Genomic DNA, 23,427 nt, shown 5'->3' with positions numbered 1-23,427 from the left:
GTTTATGGTCCGTCGTTTGCTACAACTTTATATCGGTCTGGTTCTCTATGGCGTGTCGACGGCGTTATTCGTCCATGCCAACCTGGGGGCCGATCCGTGGGATGTGTTTCATCTGGGGGTGGCGAAACAGCTTAATATCAGTTTCGGCACGGTGATTATTGTGACCGGCGCCGCGGTGCTGCTACTGTGGATCCCGCTGCGCCAGATGCCGGGTCTCGGCACCATTAGCAATGTCATCGTGCTGGGCCTTGCGGCCGATGCCACGCTCGCGGTACTTCCGCCGCTGGAATCGCTGCCCGCGCGTAGCCTGCTGCTAGCCGGCGCGGTGGTGATGAATGCGATAGCGACCGGGATGTATATCGGCGCCGGTTTTGGCCCCGGACCGCGCGATGGCCTGATGACCGGATTGCACGCGCGGACCGGCTGGTCGCTGCGTGGTATCCGTACCGCCATCGAAGTCTCGGTGCTGCTAATTGGCTGGCTGCTGGGCGGTAAAGTCGGGGTTGGCACCGTGGTTTACGCCTTTGCTATCGGCCCGCTGATCCAGCTATTTTTGCCCTGGTTCCGTCAACCGCGGCCAGTCAGTGCGGCGGCTAAAAGCCGTGAACTGGCGTCCTGAAATCGCCGTTCGCAATAGCAGCGACTAAACTTATCACTCAGACGCCGACGGATATGCCGCCGGCGCTGTTCACTTCGGAGACTCACTCATGAAGTATGTTGATGGTTTTGTCGTTGCCGTCCCTGCGGAAAATAAGGAGGCATACCGCGAACTGGCAGCAAAATCGGCGCCGTTGTTTAAAGAGTTTGGCGCCACGCGCGTGGTGGAGTGTTGGTCGGATGATGTCCCGGAAGGGAAGCTGACGGATTTCCGCATGTCGGTTAAAGCGCAGGCGGATGAGGAAGTGGTATTCAGTTGGATCGAGTACCCGTCTAAAGAGATCAGGGACGCGGCCAATGCGAAAATGATGAGCGACCCGCGGATCAAAGCGCTTAGCGATAGCTTGCCCTTTGACGGCAAGCGCATGATCTTCGGCGGTTTTGCGCCGATTCTTGACGAGTAAATCCGGCGGCGCGACTGGTTGCCAGCGCGCCGCACATGATATTAATGCGCTTTAATATTATTTTCCGCCCACTGAATAAATTCCTCTTTCGGCAGCGCCTTACAGTACAGCCAGCCTTGCGCGTAATTGACGCCATGCGCGCGCAGCCAGTCGCGCTGAGCGGGGGTTTCCACCCCTTCGGCGACGATCGCCAGATTCAGCGCCTTCGCCATGTCAATGATATGTGGCGTGAGAGGTTTATATTCCAGGGTATCGACAAATGACTTATCGATCTTCAGCGTATCCACATCCAGCGTCTGCAGGTAGCTGAGGCTGGAATAACCGGTGCCGAAATCATCAATCGAGATCCGGTGTCCCGCCTGGCGATAGCCAATAATCACCGGCAGGGTGGTTTGCGGATCGACAAAGCCGCGTTCGGTAAGCTCAAGGGGGATCTGTTCCGCGTTGATTCCCCAGCGCGCCAGCTGCTCCTTGAGTAGTTTGGGTAGCGTGGGCGAGCGTAGGTCATCCACCGACAGATTAATAGAAATGTGCATCTGCGGATGATGGCGCAGCCAGGGACCGAGATCGGAAAAGATTTTACGCACAATATCCTCGGTCAACCGGGTGATAAGCCCGGTTTGCTCGGCTAGCGGGATGAAAATATCCGGTGATAAAAAGGTCCCATCCGGCTGCTGCCAGCGGGCCAGCGCTTCGGCGCCGGCGATTTTACCATCCTCCAGCGAGACGATCGGCTGATAGTAAACCTGGATGGCATCAGACTGTAGCGCATCCAGCATGCCATAACGCGGCGAGCGTAATCTGCGCAGCAGGCGCAGAAGTAAAAAAGAGGTCAACAGGCTGGTAAAGAGCCCAATCGGTAGCCATAGCAGTAGCTGCTGGCGAAGGCGCGCATCCAGTGGCTGCGTGGACGACCAACTGGCGACGCCAAGACCCAGTTCAGGGATGATATGCACGCGATAGACGGTGTCATTCAGCGTCAGCGTCTCGCTATGGAGGTTTTTAATTCGCGTCCAAACCGCGGGATCGATCGGTTGGCTACTGATCACCACCTGATCGTGCTCGGTGCCGAATAATATCGTGTGGATCTTTTCCTGACCGGTGGCGATAACATCAATAAACGACACCGGGTCGATCATCACAATATGATTTTTATTGCCGAAAGCGGTCATGCGATGCTGCAGGCCGAGGTCATTGATCGAGGTAAGCCAGGTGCTGTAACCGTCGGCAGTCACGTGGTCGGGGGGCGGAAACGTGACTGAGACCTGGTGATCCTCAAGCGATGAGCACATCGGTACCGAATTACGCAGCCAGAGTACTTCCTGCACATAGCGATGGGTGTAGGCAATGCGGCGCATATTCAACAGATGTTCTGGTGAACAGGCGGTGGCGCTATGCGCATCGGCTTCTTGTAATGCTTCTTTGGCCTGAGCGGCGACCTGTTCCACGCGCATCACAATGCGTTTTGAGTAGTGGTCGAGCTCGCTATAAAACTGCGCCTGCGCCTGACGCATTGCCAGCCAGATACTTAAGGCGATGGGCAGCACGATGGCGAGAATAAGTACCCCTGTAACCAGACTCATTAAATGGCGAGTCGTCATGGGTATGTCCTTATTTTAACGGGGAATTGCTCTGAGTATACGCGAAAGCGAAAAAAAGACCCGGATCGCGAATGCCGCGATTTGGGAGAAGGGGGTAAATCATCGCCTCCTGAGACACCGCGTGGTTCTTGCTGAAACCGCTAATTTCCTGTGGTTGATCTTTGGCGTTCAACGGTGTACCTTAATTGTTATGTTATAACATATTGATTGAGGTTCACTATGAAAGCTAATATTCATCCGCACTACCGTACCGTCGTTTTCCACGATACGAGCGTGAACGAGTACTTCAAAGTGGGATCCACTATTAAAACCGAGCGTGAGATTGAACTGGATGGCGTGACCTATCCGTATGTCACCTTAGATGTTTCGTCTAAATCCCATCCGTATTACACCGGTAAGCAGAAAACGCATGCCACCGAAGGTAGCGCCGCTCGTTTCCGTCAGCGCTTCGGTGGTTTTATTGATGCCAAAAGGAGCTAAATATGCAGGTACTGAACTCATTGCGTAGCGCTAAACAGCGCCACCCGGATTGCCAGATAGTGAAACGCAAAGGGCGGCTGTACGTTATCTGCAAAAGCAATCCGCGTTTTAAAGCGGTGCAGGGACGTAAAAAACGGCGTTAATTCGTAGGCTTGCGGAAGCTCTCCAGCGTGCGATATTGCTGGCCGTTGGCATCAAAATTACCGGCGGCCAGCCACTGGCGCATCGCGCTATCCACCTGCGGCCACTCGCTATCGATAATGGAAAACCAGTCGGTATCGCGATTGTGGCCTTTTATCACCAGCGCTTGTCGAAAGCGCCCCTCGAACTGAAAGCCTAAGCGCAGCGCCGCGCGCCGCGATGGTTCATTCAGGCTATTGCATTTCCACTCATAGCGACGATAGCCGAGCGACTCAAAGACATAACGCATCAGCAACCACTGTGCCTCGGTGGCCATCGCTTTGCGGCTCAGCAGCGGCGAAAAGTGAACATGGCCGACTTCAACGACGCCGTTTTTGGCGTCAATACGCATTAGCGCTAACGATCCGACCGGCTGCCCACTCTGTTCATCAATTACCGCGAAGTGAAGCGGGTCGTTAAGCTCGCTGATGCTGGCAATCCAGGCGCTGAACTCGGCAACGCTGTTTTCCGGTTCACGCAAAAGCCAGGTCCAGGCGCGGGTATCAGGCGCCTGTCGATAGGCGTTGAACAGCGCTTGCGCGTGTTTAACGGCAAGCGGTTCCAGGCGGCATGACTGTCCTTGTAAGGTCTGGCGCTGCGGCCATGGGCGTGGCTGCCAGTCAGGTAAAGCGTCGCCAACGAGTTGGTTAAATTGGTTGTATTGCGTCATCAGTCAAGTCCTGTTTGCGGGAAGAGTCCTGAGATTAAACGTCTGCTGGTTCCATAAAAAGTGCCATCCTGGTATCTTTTCATGGTGCCACGAGGAGCAATGATGAATATACCGGACGATGCTTTTTTTGCCTTGCTGACGCGCGGGATACAGCAGCGGGGAGACGCGACGCTACAGCGCGCGCTGTATCAGACGCTGCGCGAGGCCATTTTACAGGGCGAATTACTTAGCCATAGCCGGTTGCCGGGCGCCCGCGTTATTGCTCAACGTGCTGGCGTATCGCGCAATACCGTAAACAGCGCCCTGGAGCAGCTGGCGATAGAGGGATATCTGAACCGCAGTCGTCAGGGGACGTATGTCGCGGCGCTCAATATGCTGGCGGAAAGCGAGCCGACGCCGCCAACGTTTGTTTTACCTGAGCGCTTGCGCACGCTACCGCAGCCGGGTCGACGGGATTCTCCGGCACTGTTGTTGACTACCGGAATGCCCGCGGTGAACTACTTCCCGCTGGCTATCTGGCGTCGTTTGCTCGATCGGGTACTGCGCGAGAACGGCAGTACGATTCTTGGGTATGGGGAGGCGGCCGGTGAACCAGCGCTGCGCGAGGCGATTGCCCGTCATCTGACCTTATCCCGGGGCATACGCTGCACAGCGCGGCAAATTGTGATTACTGAAGGCGCGCTGGAGGGGGTTAATCTTTGCACGCATCTGCTGAGCGAGGCGGGGGATCCCGCCTGGGTCGAAGAACCCGGTTATTTCGGCGCCAAAAGCGTGTTTATTAAAGCCGGATTGCAAATAAAAGGGATTGCGGTTGATAGCGATGGCATGCGGCCAGATATCGCGGACGAGCCGCCGCCACGGCTTATTTTTACCTCACCTTCGCACCAGTACCCGAGCGGGGCGGTGATGAGCGCCGGCCGCCGTCTGGCGTTGCTGGAGTATGCCCGCCAGCATAACGTGTGGATTATTGAAGACGACTATGACAGTGAGTTTCGCTACAGCGGCGAACCCATTCAGGCGATGCTCGGCATGGTGACGCAGGCGCCGGTGGTTTATCTTGGCACCTTCAGTAAAACGCTTTTCCCGTCACTGAGAATAGGATTTGCGGTAATGCCTCCTGCGTTGGCCGAGGCGGCGCAGGAGGCGATCGGCGCGCTGTTGCGCGGCGGCCATCGACTGGAACAGCGCGCGCTGGCGCTGTTCATCGAAGAGGGGCATTATGCGCGCCATCTGGCTTCAATGCGCCGATTGTATCGTCGGCGTCAGCAGCTGTTACGCGAGGCGGTCGCAAGCGAATTCGAGCTGGCGAATGAGATTTGGGGCGGAGAGGGCGGGCTGCATTTAACCGTCGCCATTGATGGCATCGACGATGTGCAAATTGTCGAGCAGGCGCGACGGTATCAAATGGCGCCAGCGGCGCTAAGCCGCTTTTATCTTAACCCACAGACCGCGCGTAGCGGCCTGGTATTGGGTTATGGTAATACGTCCGCGGCGCATTTCGTCGCGTCGCTGCGGACGTTGAACCGGCTAATCAGGCAGCAACGCGGGTCAGGGTGAAGACATCGTAGAACGAGAGTTCCCCTTTGGTAGCGATCATTTTCTGCAACTGGGCTTTCTGTTCATGGCCGACCTGCGGCGATTGCAGAATGCCGTCAATTAGCTGCTCAGGTACGAAGCGGGTGTTATACCATTCACCGTTATAACAGACGCGAAAATCGAGCACGTCGATATCTTCATAACGGTAGCGCGGGTAGACGTCAAAGAAGAAGAAGCCATTCAACAGGACAAACAGGACGACCAGTAGCCATACGGAATCAACCAGCGTCTCAGAGCGCAGCATGACGACGAGCGTGGCCAAAAAGGCGGCGTACATGGCGACAAATAGCCACGGGTGATTGCGAATAAAACTGATACTAAAACGCGGGCGATTATCGCGTTTTTCTTTTTCGTTCAGTTCCTCAATGGTGTTGGTTAGCAGGCGCTGTATTTCTGTCATTTTAGTCCCCGAATTCTTCGCAGAGCCCGGCATTTCAGGCTCTACGGCTCAGTTTGGCGGTTATTTTATGTTGCCGGAGACTAGGGTTAAAGTAACAGATCAGTTACAGAAAAGCATAACAGTTACTATTATTCGGTTAATAGCAGCTTGATGATTTGTGCAGGATTACCGCCGACTACCGCATTGGCCGGCACATCTTTTACCACCACGGCACCGGATGCGATAACCGCGTTGTCACCGATGGTGACGCCGGGGTTGATGACCGCCCGGCCGCCAATCCACACGTTATGGCCGATAACCACCGGTTTTCCATACTCGATACCGCTATTACGCTCCGTCGGATCGAGCGGATGGGTCGCGGTATAGATGTGAACGCCCGGCGCCAGCATACAGTTATCACCAATCCGAATCGGGCAAACATCAAGCATTACGCAGTCAAAGTTAGCGTAAAAATTGGCGCCGAGGCTGATGTTATAGCCATAATCGCAGCGGAAAGTGGGCTCGATATACGCGTCGGTGGGCTTGCCAAATAGTTCGCTCAGCAGTGCCGCACGCGATTCGCGTTCATCCGGAGCAGAGTGGTTATAGCGGTGCAGTACCTGCCTTGCATACAGGCGGTCTGCTTTTAGCGTTGCGTCTCCAGCAAGGTAAGGTTCGCCGGCGATCATTTTCCTTTTTTCTTCGCTCATGGTCTTCTCCTGGTTAAAGAAGAAACAGTATAAAGCGAAACCGGTTTCATATGCAGCAATATGGGACTCAGGCGTTTAATATCCCGAGTGATCCCTGTTGACGCGCCGTGGTATTAATGACAGAAAATGAACTAGCGGATAAATTTCCATACTGAAGTTGGGATTTTGTCGTATAGCTTATTCATGGTCAATTCAGCAAGGCGATGATCGGCTGCTGAGTAAAATACCGCCAATTCATTGTCGGAAAGTTCATATTTATTCTTTTCAATTACGCGCTCCAGCGTATCAATTGTCTGACAGCGGCGTAAACGCATCAAATAGTCTGTTTTAGTTAATGGTTTACCAGACATCATTTCACCTTTTGAATGTAATAATTCTAACAAGAAAGACTTACCGGGTTCTCCCGGCTGGCGTTCACAAAGCACCGGAATAAGCGATTGCCGGATTTACGCCATTTTTGGAGATCGCTTGTGTTTATGCCATAGCTACTGAACAGCATAAAAGTGTCATCCAGGTATTCGTCAAGCTGAGAAATCAGCTTATTATCCTCAGCATACTTAATTTTATAATTAAGCGCGTAAGTTGCTATGTGCTCGATCAATTCATTTAATTGAAGATTCACCGCCGAAGTGGGATCGTTAACCCAGCCGCGGTTGCTCTCTTCCAGGTTTGCAAGGCAGTCATGATACAGGGTTTCGCAGAGAAATCTAAGCTGCGCGATATCATGTCTTTTTGGCGAGTACTCGTCCATAACACATCCCCTTGTAAGTGGTTTAAACGACGACTAACAAACACCGTTGTGGGATGAAGACCAGGCTCAAACATTGTAATCCTGTGATTTAACTATAATCCAGTCTCAAAAACATTTCACCGTGCTATTACGAAAAATTACAATAAATACGGTTAATTTATCTTAAAAAAACAGATCCTATTATACGAATTCCTTTTATGTTTGGCGAAACTGGAACGTCAGCCTTATATATCATCAGGTTATCTGATTGACGCCTGCCTGCAGCGAAAAGGTTGTTGGGAGGTTGTTGGTAATTAAGAATATTCTGAATGAAGCCTGATGGTGAAGCCAATAACGGAAATCTTAATAAAGATAGAACAACGTTCATCAATGTATATTATATGTCAGAACGTAAAATAAACAATAACAATGTGTGCGTTTAAAAACCCCTAAAGAAAAAGGGCCGCAAATGCGGCCCTTAGCTTAAGCAAGATTAATGATGCTCAACCGGATGGTTATGCTCAATATCTTCAGTTTTCTTACTGAAGCGGCGACGAACCACCACGAAGAATACCGGCACGAAGAAGATGGCCAGAACCGTCGCGGTCACCATCCCGCCCATTACGCCAGTACCGACGGCGTTCTGCGCGCCGGAACCTGCGCCGGAGCTGATAACCAGCGGCATTACCCCAAGGATAAACGCCAGAGAGGTCATCAGGATTGGACGCAGACGCATACGTACTGCTTCCAGCGTCGCTTCAATCAGGCCTTTGCCTTCTTTTTCCATCAGGTCTTTGGCGAATTCAACGATAAGTATCGCGTTCTTCGCCGACAGACCGATGGTCGTCAGCAGGCCGACCTGGAAGTAAACGTCGTTAGTCAGCCCGCGGAAGGTTGCCGCTAACAGCGCGCCGACAACACCCAACGGTACCACCAGCATGACGGAGAACGGAATCGACCAGCTTTCGTACAACGCCGCCAGACACAGGAAGACGACGATAAGCGAAATGGCGTACAGCGCCGGGGCCTGGTTGCCGGACAGGCGTTCCTGATAGGACATACCGGTCCAGTCGTAGCCGACGCCAGAAGGCAGTTTGCTTGCCAACTGTTCCATCATCGCCATCGCTTCACCCGTACTGCGTCCCGGTGCGGCCTGACCGAGGATTTCCATCGATGGCAGACCGTTGTAACGCTCCAGACGCGGTGAACCATATTCCCAATGGGAAGTGGAGAAGGCGGAGAACGGCACCATCTGACCATCGCTGCCGCGTACATACCAGTTGCCGATGTCTTCTGGCAGCATACGGTATTTCGCTTCAGACATGACGTACACTTTCTTCACGCGACCGCGGTCGATGAAGTCGTTGACGTAGCTGCCGCCCCAGGCCGCGCCAAGGGTAGTGTTGATGTCGCTAATTGAAACGCCAAGCGCCTGCGCTTTTTCCTGATCGATATCGATCTTGAACTGCGGCGTATCTTCCAGGCCGTTAGGACGCACGCCAACCAGAAGGTCAGGATGCTGAGCGACCATACCAAACAGCTGGTTACGCGCCTGAGTTAATTTCTCATGCCCTAAACCACCCTGATCGATGAGCTGGAAGTCAAAGCCGGTAGCGGTACCCAGTTCGACGATCGCCGGCAGGTTAAAGGCGAAGACCATCGCATCTTTAATCTGCGAGAAACGGGCCATCGCGCGACCGGTAATCGCTTCAACTTTGTTTTCTGAACCCGGGCGTTGGCTCCAGTCTTTTAACGACACGAAGGCGATACCGGTGTTCTGACCGCGACCCGCAAAACCAAAGCCGTTAACCGCGAACACCGATTCAACGTTGTTCTTCTCTTTGGTCAGGTAGTACTCAGTCATCTCATCGAGGACTTTCTGCGTACGTTCCTGACTCGCGCCCGCCGGAAGCTGCGCCATACTCAGGAATACGCCCTGGTCTTCATCCGGCAAGAAGGAGCTTGGCAGACGAACGAACAGGTAAGCCATACCGATGACGATAATCAGATACAGCACCAGGTAACGACCGGTACTACGCAGAATGTTGCCTACGCTGTCGGTGTAGTGGTGCGTGCTCTTATCGAACATGCGGTTAAACCAGCCAAAGAAGCCTTTGTGCTCGCCATGGCCGCCTTTCTGAATCGGTTTCAGCATGGTGGCGCACAGCGCTGGCGTCAGAATCAGGGCCACCAGTACCGACAGCGCCATCGCGGACACGATAGTAATCGAGAACTGGCGATAAATCGCGCCGGTTGAACCGCCGAAGAAGGCCATCGGGATAAATACCGCAGACAGCACCATCGCAATACCGACCAACGCGCCCTGAATCTGACCCATTGACTTACGGGTCGCTTCTTTCGGCGGCAATCCTTCCTCCGCCATCACGCGCTCGACGTTTTCTACCACCACGATGGCGTCATCCACCAGCAAGCCGATGGCGAGCACCATCCCGAACATCGTTAGGGTGTTTATCGAGAAGCCAAATACCGCCAGGATGGCGAATGTCCCGAGCAATACCACCGGTACCGCGATGGTCGGGATCAGCGTGGCGCGGAAGTTCTGCAGGAACAGATACATGACCAGGAACACCAGGATGATCGCTTCCACCAGCGTTTTTACCACTTCATGAATAGAGATCTTCACGAACGGGGTAGTATCGTACGGGTAGACGATTTTCAGGCCTGACGGGAAGTACGGTTCCATCTTCGCCAGCTCGGCGCGGATGGCGTTGGCGGTATCCAGGGCGTTAGCGCCGGTCGCCAGTTTAATCCCCAGACCGGAAGCCGGTTGGCCGTTGAACTTCGCGATGATGTCGTAGTTTTCGCCGCCGAGCTCAACTTTCGCCACATCGCGCAGACGAACCTGTGAACCATCCTGATTGACTTTCAGCAGGATTTTGCTGAATTCATCTGCGGAGGTTAAACGAGTCTGGGCGATGATCGAGGCGTTCAACTGCTGGCCTTTCACCGGCGGCGTACCGCCTAACTGGCCCGCCGCGACCTGGGCGTTCTGCGCTTTAATAGCGTTGATGACATCTACCGGAGTCAACTGGAAGTTGTTCAGCTTCGTGGGGTCCATCCAGATACGCATCGCGTACTGGGAACCGAACAGCTGAACGTCGCCGACGCCGGAGGTACGGCTGATGGCATCCTTCATATTGGCGCCCACGTAGTCGGAAATATCCTCCTGCGTCATGGTGCCGTTAGTGTTGATAACCCCGACAACCATCAGGAAGCTACTGGAGGATTTCTCCACGCTCACGCCCTGTTGTTGTACTTCCTGCGGCAGCAGCGGCATCGCCAGCTGCAGCTTGTTCTGCACCTGTACCTGGGCGATGTCTGCGTCAGTACCGGACTGGAAGGTCAGGGTGATCTGCACCGTACCGGTGGAGTCACTGTTTGAGGACATGTACATCAGGTTATCGATACCGTTCATGTTCTGTTCGATAACCTGTGTCACGGTATCCTGCACCGTTTTCGCATCAGCCCCCGGGTAGGTGGCCGAGATCGTCACTGCTGGCGGCGCAATCGTTGGATATTGCGCCACGGGGAGTTTCATAATCGAAAGCCCCCCGGCCAACATGATGATTATGGCGATCACCCATGCAAATATGGGGCGATCGATAAAGAAATTAGGCATGTCTTAACGGCTCCTGTTTAAGTTAAGACTTGGTTTGTTCAGACTGAGCGTTCGCGTTACCGGCGGTTTGCTGTTGGTTGTCTGAAGCTACTTCCTGCGCTTTTACCTGTACGCCTGGTTTGACTTTTTGCAGGCCAGCGACGATCACGCGATCGCCGGATTTCAGACCTTCGGTCACTAACCACTTATCGCCGATAGCTTGAGTCGCGGTGACCTGGCGAACTTCAACTTTGTCGCCTTCGCCAACCACCATCACGCTGGCATCGCCGCGCGGGGTACGGGTAACGCCCTGTTGCGGAACCAGCAGCGCATCCGGGTTAATACCTTCTTCCAGGCGTGCGCGGACGAACATCCCTGGCAGCAGGGTGTGGTCCGGGTTCGGGAAGATCGCGCGCAGCGTGATAGAACCGGTGGTCTGGTCAACAGTGACATCAGAGAATTCCAGCGTGCCGTCTTGCGGGTATTTCAGACCGTCGTTGGTCACCAGTTCGACTTTCGCTTTGCCGTTTTCTTGCTTCAGTTTACCGTTTGCCAGTTCCTGTTTCAGACGCAGGAAATCGTTGCTCGATTGGGTAACGTCAACATAAATAGGATCTAACTGTTGAACGGTCGCCAGCGCGGTAGCTTGCCCGTTTTGCACCAGCGCGCCCTCGGTGACCGCGGATTTACCAATGCGGCCGCTGATTGGCGAAGTCACTTTGGTATAAGCCAGGTTGATGCGCGCGGTTTCAACCGCGGCTTTTGCCGCGACGACGGCGGCGTTGCTTTGCTGAGCGTCGGCAACGGCGGTGTCGTAGTCTTGTTGACTGATGTATTTCGTGCCAAGCAGTTTCTGATAACGTTTGACCGTCAACTGAGCGATGTTTGCGGCGGCCTGGGCTTTCGCTAAGTCGCCTTTGGCGCTTTCATAGCTGGCCTGATAGGTTGCCGGATCGATCTGATAAAGAGACACCCCCGCCTGAATATCGCTGCCTTCAACGAAGTTACGTTTCAGAATAATGCCACTTACCTGAGGACGGACTTCTGCGACACGATAAGCATTGGTACGGCCAGGAAGTTCAGTGGTGATTTGTAGAGGTGCGGATTTGAGCGTGACAATGCCAACTTCCGGCATTTGCTGGGCTCCTTGTTGAGCCGGTTTATCGTCACATCCTGTTAGCGCTAAGCTGCCTGAGAGCATCAGAACGACCGCCAGAGGCGTTAACCCTCTGTTTTTGTTCATATGTAAACCTCGAGTGTCCAATTTCAAATTTTCAGTGGCTCAAACGTCCACAAACCCACTTCAGTCTTTCTATTATGGTCATGCTATGGTACATACATTCATAAATGTATGTAAACGCAACCTCTGTAAAGTCATCAACCTATGGCACGAAAAACCAAACAACAGGCACTTGAAACCCGGCAACTGATTCTTGACGTTGCCCTGCGTTTGTTTTCGCAGCAAGGCGTATCATCTACCTCGTTGGCCGCGATTGCAAAAGCTGCCGGAGTGACCAGGGGCGCGATTTACTGGCATTTCAAAAACAAATCCGATCTGTTTAATGAAATATGGAGTCTTTCGGACGCCAGCATTAGCGATCTCGAAGTTGAGTATCGGGCAAAATTCCCTAACGATCCACTGTCAGTTGTTCGCGAAATACTGGTCTATATCCTCGAAGCGACGGTAGTAGAGGAGCGTAGACGCCTGATGATGGAAATCATCTTCCATAAATGCGAATTTGTCGGAGAAATGGCCGTTGTCCAACAAGCACAGCGCAGTTTATGGCTTGAAAGCTACGATCGTATTGAGCAAACATTAAAAGAGTGTATCACTGCTCAACAATTACCTGCGAATTTACTCACTCGCCGTGCGGCAATTCTGATGCGTAGTTATCTTTCCGGATTAATGGAGAATTGGCTTTTCGCGCCTGAGACCTTTAATCTTCATGCGGAAGCTCGCGCTTATGTAGACACGCTCATTGAGATGTATCAAACCTGTCCATCGTTGCGTAGCCCGTCTGCAATTGTGGCCTGACGACCGGGAGTAAATAAAGGTAAATTTTACTTATCTCTGCCGCTATTCGCGCGCGGGGAGAAGTGCTATTCTGCGCGCTGCGACGACCCCCGGTATTCTCCGGCATTTGCAACCATTCATGTTAATACTATGCAGCATACAAATCGTTGGCCTCATGCTATTTCCACCATTGTCTTTGCACTGGTCCTTATAGTTGGCACTCTGAGCTTCAGCCAGGTTCAGGCTGCAGATTTACCTGACCGTTCTGACATTCAAAGCCAGCTCACTACGTTAAATAAGCAAAAAGAACTCACGCCGCAGGAAAAATTAGTTCAGCAGGACCTGACCCAGACTTTAGAAACGCTCGATAAGATTGAACGTATAAAGTCTGAAACTGTGCAACTGCGTCAGCAGGTTGAACAAGCGCCGGCGAAAATGCGTCAGGCGGTCGACAGCCTGAATGCGCTGAGCGACGTTCCTGATGATGAAGTCACCCGTAAAACCCTGAGCACGTTGTCGCTGCGACAGCTAGAGTCGCGCGTGTCGCAGGCGCTCGACGACCTGCAAAGCGCGCAGAACGATCTGGCGACCTACAACAGCCAGTTGGTCTCGCTGCAGACGCAGCCGGAACGCGTGCAGAACGCGATGTATTCCGCCTCTCAGCAATTACAGCAAATTCGTAACCGTCTCAACGGCACCGCGCCGGGCGAAGAGACGCTGCGCCCGACGCAGCAGGGGCTGTTGCTGGCGCAGCAGGCGTTGCTGAACGCGGAAATCGAACAGCAGCGTAAGAGCCTGGAAGGCAATACCGTCCTGCAGGATACGCTGCAGAAACAGCGCGACTACGTCACCGCCCATAGCAACCGGCTGGAACATCAGCTGCAACTGTTGCAGGAAGCGGTGAACAGCAAGCGACTGACGCTCACCGAGAAAACCGCTCAGGAAGCGGTCTCGCCGGAGGAGACCTCGCGGATCCAAAATAACCCGCTGGTCAAGCAGGAGCTTGAAGTTAACCACCAGCTCAGCGAAAAGCTGATTCAGGCGACGGAAAACGGCAACCAGCTGGTGCAGCGTAATATCAGAGTGAAAAACTGGCTCGACCGCGCGCTGCAGTCCGAACGCGATATCAAAGAGCAGATTTCCGTATTGAAAGGCAGCCTGCTGCTGTCGCGTATCCTCTATCAGCAGCAGCAAACGTTGCCATCAGCAGACGAGCTGCAGGATATGACCAACCGCATTGCCGATCTGCGCCTGGAGCAGTTTGAGGTTAACCAGCAGCGCGATGCGTTATTCCAGAGCGATGCCTTTGTGGCAAAGCTGGAAGAAGGCCATAGCAGCGAAGTCACGCCGGAAGTTCACGACGCCCTGTTGGAAGTGGTGGACATGCGCCGTGAATTGCTCGACCAGTTTAACAAACAGCTGGGGAACCAGTTGATGATGGCCATCAACCTGCAGATTAACCAGCAGCAGTTGATGAGCGTCTCCAGCAATCTGAAATCGATCTTGACCCAGCAGATTTTCTGGGTGAACAGCAATAAGCCGATGGATTGGGAGTGGATTAAATCCTTCCCGGAAGCGCTGAAAGGCCAGTTCAAATCGATGAAAATCACCGTCAACTGGGAAAAAGCCTGGCCGGCGGTGTTTATCGCATTCCTTGCCGGGCTGCCGCTGCTACTGATTGCCGGTCTGATCCGCTGGCGCCTGCAGTGGCTGCGCGATTACCAGGCGAAGCTGGCCTCTCAGGTAGGTCAGTTACGCAACGATACCCAGCTCAACACGCCAAAAGCGATCCTGATTGATTTGATCAGAGCGCTGCCGGTGGTGCTGCTCATCCTCGCCGTCGGGCTTATCCTGCTGACCATGCAGCTGAATGTCAGCAACCTGCTGTGGGCTTACAGTAAGAAACTGGCAATGTTCTGGCTGGTGTTCGGCCTGTGCTGGAAGGTACTGGAAAAAGATGGCGTGGCGGTGAAGCATTTCAATATGCCCGCGCAGCTGACCAGCCACTGGCGGCGGCAGATCGTCCGCGTCAGCCTGGCGCTGCTGCCGCTGAATTTCTGGTCGGTCGTCTCTGAGCTCTCTCCGCTTAATTTGATGGACGACGTACTGGGGCAGTTCGTTATTTTCGTCAACCTGCTGCTGATTGCGGTGCTGGTGTGGCCGATGTGCCGCGAAAGCTGGCGTGACAAAGAGTCGCATAGCCTGCGCTTGCTAACGGTGACCGTGCTGTCGATTGTGCCCGTCGCGCTGATGGTCCTCACGGCGACCGGTTACTTCTATACCACGCTGCGTCTGGCTGGCCGCTGGATTGAGACCGTCTATCTGGTGATGATGTGGAACCTGCTGTACCAGACCGTGTTGCGCGGCCTGAGCGTGGCGGCGCGGCGTATTGCCTGGCGTCGGGCGCTGGCGCGTCGCCAGCATCTGGTGAAAGAAGGGGCGGAGGGCGCCGAACCGCAGGAAGAGCCGACGATCGCGCTCGAACAGGTTAACCAGCAAACGCTACGTATCACCATGCTGGTGATGGTGGCGCTGTTCGCGGTGATGTTCTGGGCGATTTGGTCCGATCTGATTACCGTGTTCGCCTATCTCGACAGCATTACGCTCTGGCACTACAACGGCACCGAGGCCGGGGCCAGCGTGGTGAAAAGCGTGACCATGGGCAGCCTGCTGTTTGCGATTGTCGCCTCGATGGTCGCCTGGGCGCTGATTCGCAACTTGCCGGGCCTGCTGGAAGTGCTGGTGCTGTCGCGTCTTAATATGCGCCAGGGCGCCTCCTATGCCATAACGACGATCCTTAACTACGCGATTATCGCCATCGGCGCGATGACGGTATTCGGCTCGTTAGGCGTATCGTGGGATAAACTGCAGTGGCTGGCCGCAGCGCTGTCGGTTGGTTTAGGTTTCGGCTTACAGGAGATCTTCGGTAACTTCGTTTCCGGTCTGATCATTCTCTTCGAACGCCCGGTGCGTATCGGCGATACGGTGACTATCGGCACCTTCTCCGGCACCGTCAGTAAGATCCGCATTCGCGCGACGACCATCACCGACTTCGATCGCAAAGAGGTGATCATTCCGAACAAGGCCTTCGTGACCGAACGGCTGATCAACTGGTCGCTCTCCGATACCATCACCCGCGTGGTGATCCGCCTGGGCGTGGCCTACGGATCCGATCTCGATAAAGTGAAAGAGGTGCTGCTGCAGGCGGCGCATGAACATCCGAAAGTGATGCAGGAACCGGCGCCATCGGTCTTCTTTACCACCTTCGGCGCCAGCACGCTGGATCATGAACTGCGCCTCTACGTGCGTGAACTGCGCGATCGCAGCTACGCGGTGGACGAACTGAACCGTTCGATCGATCGCCTGTGCCGTGAAAACAATATCGATATTGCCTTCAACCAGCTGGAAGTTCATCTGCGTAACGAGAAGGGAGATGAAGTGACGGAAGTGAAGCGCGATAATAAAGGGGATGATACGGCGCCAGACGTCGCATAATCGCTAATCGGGGCGGCATATGCCGCCCCGAATCGTTTTATTCTTCAGACAAAGGCGCGTCAGGTTGGGCGTTTTTCAGTTTGTTTTCATAGTCGCGCTTAATAATATCCAACGCTCCCAGCACCGTTTTTGCGCTGACCCGGTTTTCTTCCAGCAACATGATTAAATCGACGGCCAGTTTGACTTCGTCTGGTGCATTTTCCAGCGACATAATCCTCTCCTGTTAGCGCGTTAAACGCGCCAGTACGTTTTCAATATTTTCCAGCGCATCGCGACAGCGGGCCAGGCGGCCGGCATAGGCCTCGACCTCTTTGGTCAGCCGCTGCTGTTCGGCAAGGGTTGTTGCCGACGCCAGCTGACGTTGGCGATCGTTGCGCATCGCCAGCAGGCGGCGCTCATACTCCTGGTGCTGCAGGCGGCGGCGTTGCCAGCGGTTTAGCGTCGGCGAGGCGCTATCCCAGTGGCGTAACGACCAGGTCGCCGTCTCGCGGCTAATGGCGGCAATCTGCGCTACCAGCCGTTCGGCAAGCCAGGCGACCTGGGGCAGATGCTGATGTTCGACGGCATGCTGGAGCTCGGTAAAATTATGCCGCGCTTCGTCAAGGTAAGCCTGCATCTGCGTGTCGCGGGTACGGAACAGCTGGCGGTCGAAACGCGGGCTCAGCGTGGCGTGATTGGCGAACGGCGCCACCTGAAGCGCCAGCTCGGCCAGCTGACTTTCCAGCGTTTGTAAAAGCCGGGTTGTTTTCAAATAACTCCTCCATTCCCTACTCAGCAACTGTGCTACAGTAGCGACATCTGCTTGATAACGATTCGCATTATGCCACGTATTATTTTAATCATCATTGGCTGGCTGGCGGTAGTGCTGGGGATGCTGGGCGTCTTCTTACCGCTGTTACCAACAACGCCATTTATTCTACTTGCCGCGTGGTGTTTTGCCCGCTCGTCGCCGCGCTTTCACCACTGGCTACTTTATCGCTCGTGGTTTGGCGGCTATCTTCGCCACTGGCAGCAGTACCGGGCGATGCCGCCGGGGGCCAAGCCGCGAGCCATTATCATGATTTTACTGACCTTTGCCATTTCTCTGTGGCTGGTTAAGCTTATGTGGGTGCGCATCCTGCTGCTGGCGATCCTCGCCTGCCTGCTGATATTTATGTGGCGCATTCCGGTGGTTGACGCAAAGCAACAAAAGCACTGATGCGCAATAATGCCTGTTGCAATTGTTGGCGACAGCCAGTAAATTCTGGCGTTTTCGAGCGCGGGTAAGCCTGGTCAAAGGTTAAACAAATGTTTCTTTGGCCCATTTTGCACGCCCGTGGGTAACACCGTTTCAATCAGGCATAAACTTATGACCGCAACTGCACAGCAGCTTGAATATCTGAAGAACAGCATCCAAAGCGTCCAGGATTATCCGAAACCGGGCATCCTTTTCCGCGATGTCACCAGCTTGCTGGAAGACCCTAAAGCCTACGCGCTTAGCATTGAACTGCTAACCGAGCGTTATAAAGACGCCGGCATCACCAAAGTGGTGGGGACCGAAGCGCGTGGTTTTCTGTTCGGCGCCCCGGTTGCGTTGGCGCTGGGCGTTGGCTTTGTTCCGGTTCGTAAGCCGCGCAAGTTGCCGCGCGAAACCATCGCCGAAAGCTATGAGCTTGAATATGGCACCGATCAGCTGGAAATCCACGTTGATGCCATTAAAGAAGGCGATAAAGTGCTGGTCGTTGACGACCTGCTGGCGACCGGCGGCACCATTGACGCCACCGTGAAGCTGATTCGTCGCCTGGGCGGCGAAGTTCACGATGCCGCTTTTATTATCAATCTTTTCGATCTGGGCGGCGAACAGCGCCTGGAAAAACTGGGTATCCACTGCTTTAGCCTGGTGCCTTTCCCGGGCCACTAAGCAAATCCCGACACATAGCCTCGCCGATCCGGCGGGGCTGTGATAGCATTACCCCCTCGTGAATTCACCTTCCAGCGTTTCAGAGCCAGCCCATGAGTTATCAGGTCTTAGCCCGTAAATGGCGCCCACAAACCTTTGCTGACGTCGTCGGCCAGGAACATGTGCTGACCGCACTGGCGAACGGCTTATCGTTAGGGCGCATCCATCACGCATATCTCTTTTCCGGCACCCGCGGAGTAGGGAAAACCTCCATCGCCCGGCTGTTGGCGAAGGGGTTAAACTGCGAAAGCGGTATTACCGCGACGCCGTGCGGCGTCTGCGACAACTGTCGCGAAATAGAACAAGGCCGCTTTGTCGATCTGATCGAGATCGATGCCGCCTCGCGCACCAAAGTGGAAGACACCCGCGATCTGCTGGATAACGTTCAGTATGCGCCGGCCCGCGGCCGCTTCAAGGTCTACCTGATCGATGAAGTGCACATGCTGTCGCGCCACAGCTTCAACGCGTTATTAAAAACGCTGGAGGAGCCGCCCGCGCACGTCAAATTCCTGCTGGCGACTACCGATCCGCAAAAGCTGCCGGTGACGATTTTATCCCGCTGCCTGCAGTTCCACCTCAAGGCGCTGGATGTCGAACAGATCCGCCATCAGCTTGAACACATTCTTGGCGAAGAGCAGATCGCGTTTGAGCCGCGCGCGCTGCAACTGCTGTCGCGCGCCGCGGATGGCAGCTTGCGCGATGCGTTAAGCCTGACCGATCAGGCGATCGCCAGCGGCGATGGCCGCTTAAGCGCACAGTCCGTCAGCGAAATGCTCGGCACCCTCGACGACGATCAGGCACTATCCTTGATAGAAGCGCTGGTGGCCGCCGACGGCGAGCGCGTGATGGCAGGCGTCAGCGACGCCGCCGCGCGCGGCGTTGAGTGGGAAGCGCTGCTGGTGGAAATGCAAAGTCTGCTGCACCGTATCGCGATGGTCCAGCTCTCGCCATCGGCGCTGGGGGCGGATATGGCCGCCGTCGAGCTACGAATGCGCGAACTGGCGCGTACCGTGCCGCCGGCCGACGTTCAGCTTTACTATCAGACGCTGCTGATTGGCCGTAAAGAGCTGCCTTATGCGCCGGACCGGCGTATGGGCGTTGAGATGACGCTGCTGCGCGCGCTGGCGTTTCATCCTCGCCAGCCGCTGCCAGAGCCGGAAGTGAAGCCCGTTCAGGTTCCAACCTCTGCGCCGGTACAACAAGCGGCACCGCCCGTATCGTCGCCATCAGCGCCGCCGCAGAATCTGCCGCAAAGCACCAGCCAGGTGCTGGCGGCGCGCAGTCGGCTGCAGCGAACCCCGGGAGCGACCACCCCAAAAAAGAGTGAACCGGCAGCCGCATCCCGCGCGCGGCCGGTGAATAACGCTGCGCTGGAACGACTGAGTTCGATTACCGAGCGCGTACAGGCTCGTCCGGCGGCGGCCGCGCTTGAGCAGGCCCCGGCGAAGAAAGAAGCCTACCGCTGGAAATCGACGGCGCCGGTTGAAGAAACCTTAGTCGAGGTCGCCACGCCGAAAGCGCTGAAAAAGGCGCTGGAGCATGAAAAAACGCCAGAACTGGCGGCGAAACTGGCGGTTGAAGCGGTCGAGCGCGATAGCTGGGCGGCGGAAGTGAGCCAACTGGCGGTACCGAAATTGGTTGAGCAGGTCGCGCTGAACGCGTGGAAAGAGCAGGACGGCAATCGCATTTGCCTGCATCTGCGCCCCAGTCAGCGGCATCTTAATTCCGCCGGCGCACAGCAGAAACTGGCTGAAGCGCTGGGCGTGTTGTACGGCGCGCCGGTTGAATTGACCATCGTTGAAGACGATAATTTGGCGATGCGCACGCCGCTGGAGTGGCGGCAGGCAATTTATGAAGAGAAGCTCGCGCAGGCGCGCGAGGCGATTATTGCGGATAACAACATCCAGACCCTGCGGAGATTCTTCGATGCCGATCTGGATGAAGAGAGTATCCGACCCATTTGATCGCCAGTCGGACTGGCGATCGGTACCTTAACGATGACTTACTGAGAGAGAAGCCTATGTTTGGTGGAAAAGGCGGCCTGGGTAACCTGATGAAACAGGCCCAGCAGATGCAAGACAAAATGCAGAAAATGCAGGAAGAGATCGCGCAGCTGGAAGTGACCGGTGAGTCCGGCGCGGGTCTGGTAAAAGTGACCATCAACGGCGCGCACAACTGCCGTCGCGTGGAAATCGACCCAAGCCTGCTGGAAGACGACAAAGAGATGCTGGAAGATCTGGTGGCTGCCGCGTTCAATGATGCCGCGCGCCGCATTGAAGAGACCCAGAAAGAGAAAATGGCCTCCGTTTCTGCCGGCATGCAGCTGCCGCCAGGCTTCAAGATGCCGTTCTGATGCAAACCAGCCCGCTGTTAACTCAGCTTATGGAAGCGCTGCGCTGTCTGCCGGGCGTTGGCCCGAAGTCGGCGCAGCGCATGGCGTTTACGCTACTGCAGCGCGATCGCAGCGGCGGTATGCGTCTGGCGCAGGCGCTGACGCGCGCGATGTCGGAAATCGGCCACTGCGCCGATTGCCGCACCTTCACCGAGCAGGAGGTGTGCAATATTTGCAGCAATCCGCGTCGTCAGGAAAACGGTCAGATCTGCGTGGTGGAGAGTCCGGCGGACATTTACGCCATTGAGCAGACCGGGCAGTATTCCGGCCGCTACTTCGTGCTGATGGGCCACCTGTCGCCGCTTGACGGTATCGGGCCGGATGACATCGGGCTCGATCGCCTCGAACAGCGTCTTGAAGCGGAGTCGATAAGCGAGCTGATCCTCGCCACCAACCCAACCGTTGAAGGCGAGGCGACGGCCAACTACATCGCTGAGCTTTGCGCGCAGTATGGCGTTGACGCCAGCCGCATCGCCCACGGCGTACCGGTTGGCGGGGAGCTGGAAATGGTCGACGGCACCACGCTGTCGCACTCTCTCGCAGGCCGCCACAAGATTATTTTCTGAACAAATGGAGGCTGCGTTCGCCGCCTCCGCTTGAAAAATCCCACCTCTATCCCCATCTCCTCCCCAACACGTTATTTCCATTAATAATAAATGGCATTGTTGAGGTCGACTTACATGAAAGGACAAGAAACCCGTGGTTTCCAGTCAGAAGTGAAACAGCTTCTGCACCTGATGATCCATTCTCTTTATTCCAACAAAGAAATCTTCCTGCGCGAGCTCATCTCTAACGCCTCGGATGCGGCGGATAAGCTGCGTTTCCGCGCGCTGTCCCAGCCGGATCTGTATGAAGGCGACGGCGAGCTGCGCGTACGCGTATCGTTTGATAAAGACAACCGCACGCTGACCATCGCCGATAACGGTATTGGTATGAACCGCGATGAGGTTATTGACCATCTCGGCACCATCGCCAAATCCGGCACCAAGGCGTTCCTCGAATCGATGGGCTCCGATCAGGCGAAAGACAGCCAGCTGATCGGCCAGTTCGGCGTCGGCTTCTATTCGGCCTTTATCGTTGCCGACAAAGTCACCGTGCGCACCCGCGCCGCGGGCGACAAGCCGGAGAACGGCGTGTTCTGGGAATCCGCTGGCGAAGGCGAATATACCGTTGCCGATATCACCAAAGCCGATCGCGGAACTGAAATTACGCTGCATCTGCGTGAAGGCGAAGACGACTTCCTCAACGACTGGCGCGTGCGCTCGATCATCAGCAAATATTCTGATCATATCGCGCTGCCGGTTGAGATTGAAAAACGCGAAGAAGTGGACGGCGAAACCGTTATTTCGTGGGAGAAAATCAACAAGGCGCAGGCGCTGTGGACCCGCAGCAAGTCTGAAGTCAGCGATGACGAATACAAAGAATTCTATAAGCATATTGCCCATGATTTCAGCGATCCGCTGACCTGGAGCCACAACCGCGTCGAAGGTAAGCAGGAGTATACCAGCCTGCTGTATATTCCGTCGCAGGCGCCATGGGATATGTGGAACCGCGATCATAAGCACGGCCTGAAGCTGTACGTGCAGCGCGTCTTCATCATGGATGACGCCGAGCAGTTTATGCCGAACTACCTGCGTTTCGTGCGCGGCCTGATAGACTCCAACGACCTGCCGCTGAACGTGTCGCGTGAAATCCTGCAGGATAGCAACGTCACCCGCAACCTGCGTACCGCGCTGACCAAACGCGTGCTGCAGATGCTTGAAAAACTGGCGAAAGACGACGCCGAAAAATATCAGACCTTCTGGAAACAGTTCGGCCTGGTGCTGAAAGAAGGCCCGGCGGAAGATGCCTCCAACCAGCAAGCCATTGCTAAGCTGCTGCGCTTCGCCACTACTCATACCGATTCTTCCGCGCAGACCGTGTCGCTGGAAGAGTACGTCTCGCGCATGAAAGAAGGGCAGGAGAAGATCTACTACATCACCGCCGACAGCTATGCGGCGGCGAAGAGCAGCCCGCATCTCGAGCTGCTGCGTAAGAAAGGTATCGAAGTTCTGCTGCTGTCCGATCGCATTGACGAGTGGATGATGAGCTACCTGACCGAGTTCGACGGTAAAGCGTTCCAGTCGGTCGCTAAAGCCGACGAGTCGCTGGAGAAACTGGCGGACGAAGTTGACGAATCCGCCAAAGAAGCTGAAAAAGCGCTGGAGCCGTTCGTTGAGCGCGTGAAAGGCCTGCTGGGCGAGCGTGTGAAAGAGGTGCGTCTAACGCATCGTCTGACCGACACTCCGGCGATTGTCACCACCGATGCCGACGAAATGAGCACCCAGATGGCGAAGCTGTTCGCCGCTGCCGGTCAGGCGGCGCCGGAAGTGAAATACATCTTCGAGCTGAACCCGGCGCATCCGCTGGTCAAACGCGCCGCCGATACCCAGGACGACGCGCAGTTTGGCGAGTGGGTTGAGCTGCTGCTGGATCAGGCGCTGCTGGCGGAACGCGGTACGCTGGAGGATCCTAACCAGTTCATCCGTCGTATGAACCAGCTGCTGGCGTCCTAAGCTTTA

General features: G+C 55.2%; 23 protein-coding genes and 1 other annotated feature. Of the genes, 13 read left to right on the top strand and 10 right to left on the bottom strand.

Going from position 1 to position 23,427, the window contains the following annotated elements; all coding sequences use genetic code 11:
- The first annotated feature begins 4 nt into the window (after window positions 1-4).
- Window positions 5-619, top strand: coding sequence for a membrane protein YczE (locus KGA69_RS00380; protein WP_045393554.1), 615 nt, complete (start codon window positions 5-7; stop codon window positions 617-619).
- Between the two features lie 88 nt (window positions 620-707).
- Window positions 708-1,061 carry a DUF1428 domain-containing protein gene (locus KGA69_RS00375; RefSeq protein ID WP_015367925.1) on the top strand — a complete coding sequence of 118 codons (354 nt, stop codon included), beginning with the start codon at window positions 708-710 and terminating at the stop codon, window positions 1,059-1,061.
- A gap of 41 nt (window positions 1,062-1,102) precedes the next feature.
- Here the strand turns inward: KGA69_RS00375 and KGA69_RS00370 are convergent, their stop codons facing one another.
- Entirely contained in the window at window positions 1,103-2,662 is a 1,560-nt protein-coding gene (locus KGA69_RS00370) for an EAL domain-containing protein (protein ID WP_045393551.1), read from the bottom strand.
- Window positions 2,663-2,881: 219 nt separating this feature from the next.
- Here KGA69_RS00370 and KGA69_RS00365 point away from each other — a divergent pair, with 219 nt between their 5' ends.
- Window positions 2,882-3,142 (top strand): type B 50S ribosomal protein L31, encoded by a 261-nt coding sequence (locus tag KGA69_RS00365; RefSeq protein ID WP_015367923.1) that lies wholly within the window; start codon window positions 2,882-2,884, stop codon window positions 3,140-3,142.
- Window positions 3,143-3,144: 2 nt separating this feature from the next.
- Window positions 3,145-3,285, top strand: coding sequence for a type B 50S ribosomal protein L36 (gene ykgO, locus KGA69_RS00360; RefSeq protein WP_003859006.1), 141 nt, complete (start codon window positions 3,145-3,147; stop codon window positions 3,283-3,285).
- Here the strand turns inward: ykgO and KGA69_RS00355 are convergent.
- Window positions 3,282-3,992: a GNAT family N-acetyltransferase gene (locus KGA69_RS00355; protein ID WP_045393548.1), complete on the bottom strand. Its 711-nt coding sequence runs from the start codon at window positions 3,990-3,992 to the stop codon at window positions 3,282-3,284. The two genes, ykgO and KGA69_RS00355, sit on opposite strands and share 4 nt — an antisense overlap.
- 102 nt (window positions 3,993-4,094) lie before the next feature.
- On the opposite strand from KGA69_RS00355, the gene KGA69_RS00350 reads away from it, so the two are divergent.
- Complete coding sequence (locus tag KGA69_RS00350; RefSeq protein WP_213293123.1) at window positions 4,095-5,549, top strand: MocR-like pyridoxine biosynthesis transcription factor PdxR; 1,455 nt, start codon at window positions 4,095-4,097, stop codon at window positions 5,547-5,549.
- On the opposite strand, the gene KGA69_RS00345 is transcribed toward KGA69_RS00350, so the two are convergent.
- From KGA69_RS00345 to acrA, 6 genes are all read right to left on the bottom strand, one after another.
- Complete coding sequence (locus KGA69_RS00345) at window positions 5,524-5,988, bottom strand: YlaC family protein (RefSeq protein WP_047047056.1); 465 nt, start codon at window positions 5,986-5,988, stop codon at window positions 5,524-5,526. The genes KGA69_RS00350 and KGA69_RS00345 overlap by 26 nt on opposite strands.
- 128 nt (window positions 5,989-6,116) lie before the next feature.
- A complete protein-coding gene (maa, locus tag KGA69_RS00340) occupies window positions 6,117-6,677 on the bottom strand; it encodes a maltose O-acetyltransferase (RefSeq protein WP_045393539.1) in 561 nt (186 codons plus the stop codon).
- Between the two features lie 131 nt (window positions 6,678-6,808).
- Window positions 6,809-7,027, bottom strand: a complete 219-nt coding sequence (locus KGA69_RS00335) for an HHA domain-containing protein (protein ID WP_015367918.1) — start codon at window positions 7,025-7,027, stop codon at window positions 6,809-6,811.
- Window positions 7,028-7,053: 26 nt separating this feature from the next.
- Window positions 7,054-7,428 (bottom strand): Hha toxicity modulator TomB, encoded by a 375-nt coding sequence (tomB, locus tag KGA69_RS00330; RefSeq protein ID WP_045393536.1) that lies wholly within the window; start codon window positions 7,426-7,428, stop codon window positions 7,054-7,056.
- 472 nt (window positions 7,429-7,900) lie between these two features.
- Entirely contained in the window at window positions 7,901-11,047 is a 3,147-nt protein-coding gene (gene acrB, locus KGA69_RS00325) for a multidrug efflux RND transporter permease subunit AcrB (RefSeq protein WP_045393534.1), read from the bottom strand.
- A gap of 22 nt (window positions 11,048-11,069) precedes the next feature.
- Window positions 11,070-12,269: a multidrug efflux RND transporter periplasmic adaptor subunit AcrA gene (gene acrA / locus KGA69_RS00320; RefSeq protein ID WP_045393531.1), complete on the bottom strand. Its 1,200-nt coding sequence runs from the start codon at window positions 12,267-12,269 to the stop codon at window positions 11,070-11,072.
- Window positions 12,270-12,410: 141 nt separating this feature from the next.
- Between acrA and acrR the strand changes: the two genes are divergently transcribed.
- Together acrR and mscK are read left to right on the top strand one after the other, a co-directional pair.
- The gene (acrR, locus tag KGA69_RS00315) at window positions 12,411-13,061 is read left to right on the top strand and encodes a multidrug efflux transporter transcriptional repressor AcrR (protein ID WP_045393528.1); all 651 of its coding nucleotides are present in this window, start codon (window positions 12,411-12,413) and stop codon (window positions 13,059-13,061) included.
- Window positions 13,062-13,190: 129 nt separating this feature from the next.
- Window positions 13,191-16,535: a mechanosensitive channel MscK gene (mscK, locus tag KGA69_RS00310; protein WP_045393525.1), complete on the top strand. Its 3,345-nt coding sequence runs from the start codon at window positions 13,191-13,193 to the stop codon at window positions 16,533-16,535.
- Between the two features lie 37 nt (window positions 16,536-16,572).
- Here the strand turns inward: mscK and rsmS are convergent, their stop codons facing one another.
- Together rsmS and priC are read right to left on the bottom strand one after the other, a co-directional pair.
- On the bottom strand, window positions 16,573-16,746 hold the full coding sequence (gene rsmS, locus KGA69_RS00305) for a pleiotropic regulatory protein RsmS (RefSeq protein ID WP_015704613.1): 174 nt from the start codon (window positions 16,744-16,746) through the stop codon (window positions 16,573-16,575).
- A 12-nt stretch (window positions 16,747-16,758) separates the two neighbouring features.
- Window positions 16,759-17,286: a primosomal replication protein N'' gene (priC, locus tag KGA69_RS00300; protein ID WP_045393522.1), complete on the bottom strand. Its 528-nt coding sequence runs from the start codon at window positions 17,284-17,286 to the stop codon at window positions 16,759-16,761.
- Between the two features lie 69 nt (window positions 17,287-17,355).
- Here priC and KGA69_RS00295 point away from each other — a divergent pair, with 69 nt between their 5' ends.
- The 6 genes from KGA69_RS00295 to htpG all read left to right on the top strand — a co-directional run bounded on the left by KGA69_RS00295 (window position 17,356) and on the right by htpG (window position 23,421).
- Window positions 17,356-17,733: a DUF454 family protein gene (locus KGA69_RS00295; RefSeq protein WP_213292724.1), complete on the top strand. Its 378-nt coding sequence runs from the start codon at window positions 17,356-17,358 to the stop codon at window positions 17,731-17,733.
- A gap of 150 nt (window positions 17,734-17,883) precedes the next feature.
- The gene (apt, locus tag KGA69_RS00290; RefSeq protein WP_045393521.1) at window positions 17,884-18,435 is read left to right on the top strand and encodes an adenine phosphoribosyltransferase; all 552 of its coding nucleotides are present in this window, start codon (window positions 17,884-17,886) and stop codon (window positions 18,433-18,435) included.
- A 92-nt stretch (window positions 18,436-18,527) separates the two neighbouring features.
- Window positions 18,528-20,438: a DNA polymerase III subunit gamma/tau gene (dnaX, locus tag KGA69_RS00285; protein WP_045393520.1), complete on the top strand. Its 1,911-nt coding sequence runs from the start codon at window positions 18,528-18,530 to the stop codon at window positions 20,436-20,438.
- Window positions 19,771-19,835, top strand: a sequence feature (DnaX frameshifting element). Its footprint overlaps the gene before it by 65 nt.
- A gap of 56 nt (window positions 20,439-20,494) precedes the next feature.
- Window positions 20,495-20,827 carry a YbaB/EbfC family nucleoid-associated protein gene (locus tag KGA69_RS00280; protein WP_008805448.1) on the top strand — a complete coding sequence of 111 codons (333 nt, stop codon included), beginning with the start codon at window positions 20,495-20,497 and terminating at the stop codon, window positions 20,825-20,827.
- Entirely contained in the window at window positions 20,827-21,432 is a 606-nt protein-coding gene (gene recR / locus KGA69_RS00275) for a recombination mediator RecR (RefSeq protein WP_015367906.1), read from the top strand. Before KGA69_RS00280 ends, recR begins: the two co-directional genes overlap by 1 nt.
- A 114-nt stretch (window positions 21,433-21,546) precedes the next feature.
- Complete coding sequence (htpG, locus tag KGA69_RS00270; protein WP_045393519.1) at window positions 21,547-23,421, top strand: molecular chaperone HtpG; 1,875 nt, start codon at window positions 21,547-21,549, stop codon at window positions 23,419-23,421.
- The last annotated feature ends 6 nt before the right edge of the window (window positions 23,422-23,427 follow it).

Source organism: Klebsiella sp. A52 (genome assembly GCF_018388785.1).
In the GTDB taxonomy this organism is placed as follows: domain Bacteria; phylum Pseudomonadota; class Gammaproteobacteria; order Enterobacterales; family Enterobacteriaceae; genus Klebsiella; species Klebsiella aerogenes.
Note: the sequence above shows the minus strand (reverse complement) of the source record. Positions and strands in the feature narration are given on the sequence as shown.

Bases quoted from the DNA above. Each gene is read 5' to 3' on its own strand.
- acrB (WP_045393534.1), bottom strand. From the start codon at position 11,047: ATGCCTAATTTCTTTATCGATCGCCCCATATTTGCATGGGTGATCGCC.
- KGA69_RS00365 (WP_015367923.1), top strand. From the start codon at position 2,882: ATGAAAGCTAATATTCATCCGCACTACCGTACCGTCGTTTTCCACGAT.
- KGA69_RS00335 (WP_015367918.1), bottom strand. From the start codon at position 7,027: ATGTCTGGTAAACCATTAACTAAAACAGACTATTTGATGCGTTTACGC.
- dnaX (WP_045393520.1), top strand. From the start codon at position 18,528: ATGAGTTATCAGGTCTTAGCCCGTAAATGGCGCCCACAAACCTTTGCT.
- ykgO (WP_003859006.1), top strand. From the start codon at position 3,145: ATGCAGGTACTGAACTCATTGCGTAGCGCTAAACAGCGCCACCCGGAT.
- KGA69_RS00355 (WP_045393548.1), bottom strand. From the start codon at position 3,992: ATGACGCAATACAACCAATTTAACCAACTCGTTGGCGACGCTTTACCT.
- acrR (WP_045393528.1), top strand. From the start codon at position 12,411: ATGGCACGAAAAACCAAACAACAGGCACTTGAAACCCGGCAACTGATT.
- mscK (WP_045393525.1), top strand. From the start codon at position 13,191: ATGCAGCATACAAATCGTTGGCCTCATGCTATTTCCACCATTGTCTTT.
- KGA69_RS00295 (WP_213292724.1), top strand. From the start codon at position 17,356: ATGCCACGTATTATTTTAATCATCATTGGCTGGCTGGCGGTAGTGCTG.
- apt (WP_045393521.1), top strand. From the start codon at position 17,884: ATGACCGCAACTGCACAGCAGCTTGAATATCTGAAGAACAGCATCCAA.
- KGA69_RS00350 (WP_213293123.1), top strand. From the start codon at position 4,095: ATGAATATACCGGACGATGCTTTTTTTGCCTTGCTGACGCGCGGGATA.
- KGA69_RS00380 (WP_045393554.1), top strand. From the start codon at position 5: ATGGTCCGTCGTTTGCTACAACTTTATATCGGTCTGGTTCTCTATGGC.
- maa (WP_045393539.1), bottom strand. From the start codon at position 6,677: ATGAGCGAAGAAAAAAGGAAAATGATCGCCGGCGAACCTTACCTTGCT.
- KGA69_RS00370 (WP_045393551.1), bottom strand. From the start codon at position 2,662: ATGACGACTCGCCATTTAATGAGTCTGGTTACAGGGGTACTTATTCTC.
- KGA69_RS00345 (WP_047047056.1), bottom strand. From the start codon at position 5,988: ATGACAGAAATACAGCGCCTGCTAACCAACACCATTGAGGAACTGAAC.
- htpG (WP_045393519.1), top strand. From the start codon at position 21,547: ATGAAAGGACAAGAAACCCGTGGTTTCCAGTCAGAAGTGAAACAGCTT.
- rsmS (WP_015704613.1), bottom strand. From the start codon at position 16,746: ATGTCGCTGGAAAATGCACCAGACGAAGTCAAACTGGCCGTCGATTTA.
- recR (WP_015367906.1), top strand. From the start codon at position 20,827: ATGCAAACCAGCCCGCTGTTAACTCAGCTTATGGAAGCGCTGCGCTGT.
- tomB (WP_045393536.1), bottom strand. From the start codon at position 7,428: ATGGACGAGTACTCGCCAAAAAGACATGATATCGCGCAGCTTAGATTT.
- KGA69_RS00375 (WP_015367925.1), top strand. From the start codon at position 708: ATGAAGTATGTTGATGGTTTTGTCGTTGCCGTCCCTGCGGAAAATAAG.
- acrA (WP_045393531.1), bottom strand. From the start codon at position 12,269: ATGAACAAAAACAGAGGGTTAACGCCTCTGGCGGTCGTTCTGATGCTC.
- KGA69_RS00280 (WP_008805448.1), top strand. From the start codon at position 20,495: ATGTTTGGTGGAAAAGGCGGCCTGGGTAACCTGATGAAACAGGCCCAG.